The organism is Synechococcus sp. Cruz CV12-2-Slac-r, from assembly GCF_024346075.1.
In the GTDB taxonomy this organism is placed as follows: domain Bacteria; phylum Cyanobacteriota; class Cyanobacteriia; order PCC-6307; family Cyanobiaceae; genus Synechococcus_D.
Genome location: NZ_JAGQEK010000131.1, coordinates 1 through 4,318, shown reverse-complemented (window position 1 = coordinate 4,318; position 4,318 = coordinate 1). Strand labels below are relative to the sequence as shown.

Genomic DNA, 4,318 nt, shown 5'->3' with positions numbered 1-4,318 from the left:
CCCTGCCAGCCCAAATAGGCAGCCAAAGCCAAACTCAAGCCGCCAAGAATCAAGCTGCTGCGATCTTCAATTAGTTGCTTTCCTCTTTGCAGCCAAGGTTGCACCCGCCCACGACCGATGAGTAAAACCAAAATCGGCACTAATAAAAATAAACTGCTTATTAGGCTGTAGTAAATAATTAGGCCGATTTCAGTGCTCGTTTCATTTACGGCCCCTTGAATAAGAGCAGCACCTTTGGCAAGTAAAAAAAGATTATCTGGGCTTAATACCAGAGTTACTGGAGCCACAAGCATCATTACCAACAAGGGCAATTGGCCAACTTTTTCCAGTTTGTGGATCCAGCCTTCCGAGAGATCTTCATAGCCTTCAGGTTTGGGATCCAGTTCGCGAATACCCAAAGCCAATAGGGCGCCAGCAGCGAAAAGATCAAGCCCCACCTGTTGCACGCTGCCCCGTTCCATTGAAAGAGTGAGGGAGCGTCCAACTGTTAAGAGCAGTGTTATGACAATGCTGTTGGAAAGAAACCAAGCGAAACTAAATAGGCTGGATCGCAGTAATGGCGCAGCCCCCAGCAGCAGCAGAAAAACTAAGGCGATATCCAACGGACTCAATGCCACCGCCAAGCCGCAGGCGGTTAATTCCGTAATAGTTCGGGTTATAGGCACGGTGCGTTCCAGCGCAGTAATACTTGATTCTCTCTCTCGAAGCCCAACACACTGTTGGTGCCGGTGCCAAGGGCCAGCTGCCTGCCGCCAATGGCGCCAAGGCCCATCCAGGTGCTCGCCAAGCTGCGCAAGATATGACCATGGGCGAAAAGGGCTACATCGCCATCTACGGCTAGAGCCGCTGCGATCATCTGGGTGCAGCGGCTGGTAACCGCAGCAGCATCTTCCCCATCTGGGCAGCCATGGCTCCACACACTCCAGCCCGGCACTGATTGGCGGATTTCAGGGGTTGTGATGCCTTCATATATGCCGTAGTTCCATTCGCGTAGTAGTTCATTGATCTCCGCTACAGCGCCTAAGCCCGCCAACTCACATGTGCGCCGTGCCCGTTGCATTGGGCTTACCCATACGCGGCTGAATTGTTGCTGGGCCAATAGGGGCGCAAGGGCTTCAGCTTCAGCTTCCCCCTCCGGTAGCAAGGGAATGTCGCTGGTGCCGGTGTGGCGACCATTGCGACTCCATTCGGTTGCCCCATGGCGCAGTAACCAAATCTCTTTGCCTTTGTTCATTTTTAGCTGGGGTTGGTTCGCGTTAAGCGAATTTCAAACCAATCGATTAATACTGGCCAAATCTCGCATCAAACCGGTAGCTCGAAGCGGTGTTGCTGATCACAGATTGTTTGAGCATTTCAGTGCAGCGTCCCGCAGTCGTTTGGGGATTGAGGGGCACCCACCCCAGTGAAGATGAAGCCAGCTTGCGTGTAGAGCTGCGTTGCACCACCCTTCAAGCCTTGCCGGCACGCCCCAGCCCTCCAATAGCCAGGCAGGGTTAGTTGCAACAGCAGTTGTTTGAGGCTCTATTGCTTGGCATGGCTCCAGCTGCCAGCGATGAAATTCATGGCCCTGCAACCGTTCTCCCGGTTGAATTACGAGGCCATTTGCTTTTGGGGTTGCCTCCCGATAACCAAGATTTAGGGCACCCCGCTCGGCTCGGAACGGTAATACCCCAGCCATTTGGTGGGATTTGCCATTTGCATCTAAAAGCTGCTGCCCCAGCAGCAGCAACCCACCACATTCGGCATAAAGCGGCAAGCCAGCGCGGTAATGCCTGGCAATCGAGCTCAAGCTGCGCTGGCAATTACTCAATTCTTCGGCTTGCAATTCCGGGTAGCCCCCAGGCAACACCAGTGCCGCTGTTTGGGCTGGTAGAGCTTGATCCTCTAGCGGTGCCCACCAATGCACTTGGCAGCCCAAAGCTTCAAGCCACTCTGGCAATTCTGGATAGCAAAAATGAAAGGCTTTGTCTTTAGCAATTACAAGCAAAGGCTTAGAGATGGGATTTTTGGCAGTGGATCCCAGCGCCAAGTTGATGGGGCTTTGTTTAATTGTTTGCTTTGTTCCTGTTGCCATAAGCGATAGCAAGCTATCGAGCTGCAGCCATTCGGCTGCTAGAAGGGCAAATTGCTCCAGGCGTTTTGGCCAGGCTTCCAGTTCGCCTGGGGGTACCAGGCCCAAATGCCTGCTTGGTAATTCCAATGCCTCCTGCCGCGGCATCACGCCCAGCAGTGGCATGGCGATGCTCGCTAGAGCTTCCTGCAGCAACTGCTGGTGGCGACTGGTGGAAACTCCATTCAGCACTACCCCAGCAATGTTTAGGCGCGGTTCGTGATCGCGAAAGCCGCGCACCAAGGCCGCCAGGGAGCCCGCCTGACGGCTTGCTTCCACCACCAATAAAACCGGCAGATCGAGCTCCAGCGCGATGGCGGCGCTGCTGCCTTCACTGCTGGGGCCGCGGCCGTCGTAGAGCCCCATAACCCCTTCCACCAAAGCGAGGGGCACCTTTTCACTCCACCAGGCAAATGTGTTGCGCACCCAGGGGGCGCCGCAGAGGATTAAATCAAGGTTGCGACAAGGACGTCCGCTGGCACTTGCGAGTAACTGAGGATCGAGATAATCGGGACCCACTTTGAAAGTTTGCAAACCAAGGCCCCTACTGCGGGCCGCCGCGGCTAGCAGCAAACTGAGCAGGGTTTTGCCGCTGCTGCTGCAGGGGGCCGCAATAAGAAGGGCCAATTAGAGCAGATATTTAGTGTGGCAGCAGCTTGGCAGCTAGAGGGGCTGCCGCATTCAATAGCGGATTTGTGCTGTTGTGGCCCCCTCGCAGGGTGCGAGATACCTCTTTCTGGGCGGATTCCACGGTTGTAGCAACCACTTCTTCCACCAATTCCATGCGGGCCATGCCACCTGCCTCTAGGCGCATGCAACCGCCGGTTTCACCGCAGAGAATCACGCATAGGGGGGTGCGGCCCTCCGGTTCACATACAAGTCGCAAACCCACAAGGCTGCCGGGATGCGTGCTTGGGCTGCCCACTGGCACTGGCATTTGCCGAAAACGCACCGGCGTTCCATCGGGGCGACGGAAACTGGCCACAATCCCATCACCTTCTGCCATCGAGGTGTGTTCCAGTTGCCAGCCCAAACGATCAGCGATCCAGGCAGCCATCAATAAACCCTGCACTGGCTGATGGCCTTGCACATCTATATCGAGCTGCACCACATGGGCAAGGGCATCTCTGCGGCTGGGCATATCGAAGGCCATGGCAAGGCTTTCGCGCCAGCTCACAAGGCGATACCAATTCAAATCACTTATCGATTGGCCGTTAGCAGCCCTTTGGCAAATCACCTCTAGTGCCCTTGCAGCTGAGCCGATGGCGGAATCAACCACCAGCCGACGTGGCGCTTGGCTTACCGCTTCAAATAGATGGGGCGCTTCATCGAGAGAACCGTTCCACCACACCCAGCAGGGCAATTCAGCTGAAATCAAAGGGTTAATCATCTGCAAACCCTGCTCCAATGCCCCAAGGCCGCCACGCATCACCACCACATCACCGCAAACACTGGTCATTGGCCCTTCCTCTGGTAAGGGGCAATAAGCCGCCACAAGGGTTTCTAGGGGGCGATCGCCATCAAGGGTGGGTGCAAGGGTGATTAAACGGCGTGGCTGGTGGCGGCTGATGGCGGCATCCACCTGCTGGCCGCGTAGATCTTCAGCAGTGGCATCCCCTGGCATCTGCCCCAGTTGCCAGGCCAAATCGGGCGCCAATGGTGAGGTGGAAGGGGGCAAACCACACACCGGGATCGCTTCCCTGGCTGCCTGTAACAATTCCGGACGCTCCAAACCATTGATTGGCCCGCTGAGGCGACCTAAGCGCACCAATTGCTGTTCAATCCATGCCGGTTCCCATACCACCAACGAAAAGGTGCTGGCGCCACTGACTTGTTCATGTTCTCCCTCCCAAAGACGTCCCAAATAATCGGGTACATCTTGGGGGGGTAATTCCAAAGGGGCTTGAAGCGTTAATTGCGGAGCCATGGTTTTGATTAGTTAATTTTGAAAAAAGAAAATCAGGGTTAAAAAGCGAGCTAGAAATTTCTAAGGGCGCCGCCAGAGCAAGCCATCACGGGCGAGCAAACTATCTGCAGCAGCAGGCCCCCAGGTGCGGGCTTCGTAGGGATAAACAGGCAGCTGCCAAGGCTGCTGTTCGATCAGCTCCACCAGTGGGGTGTAAAGCCTCCAGGCCGCTTCCACTTCATCGCTGCGGGTGAAAAGGGTTGGATCCCCGAGCATTGCATCTGCAAGTAAACGCACATAGC

Annotated in this window: 4 protein-coding genes and 1 pseudogene; all 5 read right to left on the bottom strand. The window is 55.5% G+C overall.

Annotated features, from left to right (window positions below):
* On the bottom strand, positions 1-665 hold a 665-nt coding region (locus tag KB557_RS09225), incomplete at its 3' end, for a GAP family protein (protein ID WP_255133511.1).
* Entirely contained in the window at positions 656-1,234 is a 579-nt protein-coding gene (locus tag KB557_RS09220; RefSeq protein ID WP_255133509.1) for a histidine phosphatase family protein, read from the bottom strand. The genes KB557_RS09225 and KB557_RS09220, both read right to left, overlap by 10 nt.
* A gap of 99 nt (positions 1,235-1,333) precedes the next feature.
* A complete protein-coding gene (locus KB557_RS09215) occupies positions 1,334-2,737 on the bottom strand; it encodes a cobyrinate a,c-diamide synthase (protein WP_255133506.1) in 1,404 nt (467 codons plus the stop codon).
* 13 nt (positions 2,738-2,750) lie between these two features.
* Complete coding sequence (locus tag KB557_RS09210; RefSeq protein ID WP_255133504.1) at positions 2,751-4,037, bottom strand: glucose-6-phosphate dehydrogenase assembly protein OpcA; 1,287 nt, start codon at positions 4,035-4,037, stop codon at positions 2,751-2,753.
* 60 nt (positions 4,038-4,097) lie between these two features.
* A pseudogene (locus KB557_RS09205) lies at positions 4,098-4,318 on the bottom strand (glucose-6-phosphate dehydrogenase); the annotation flags it as partial.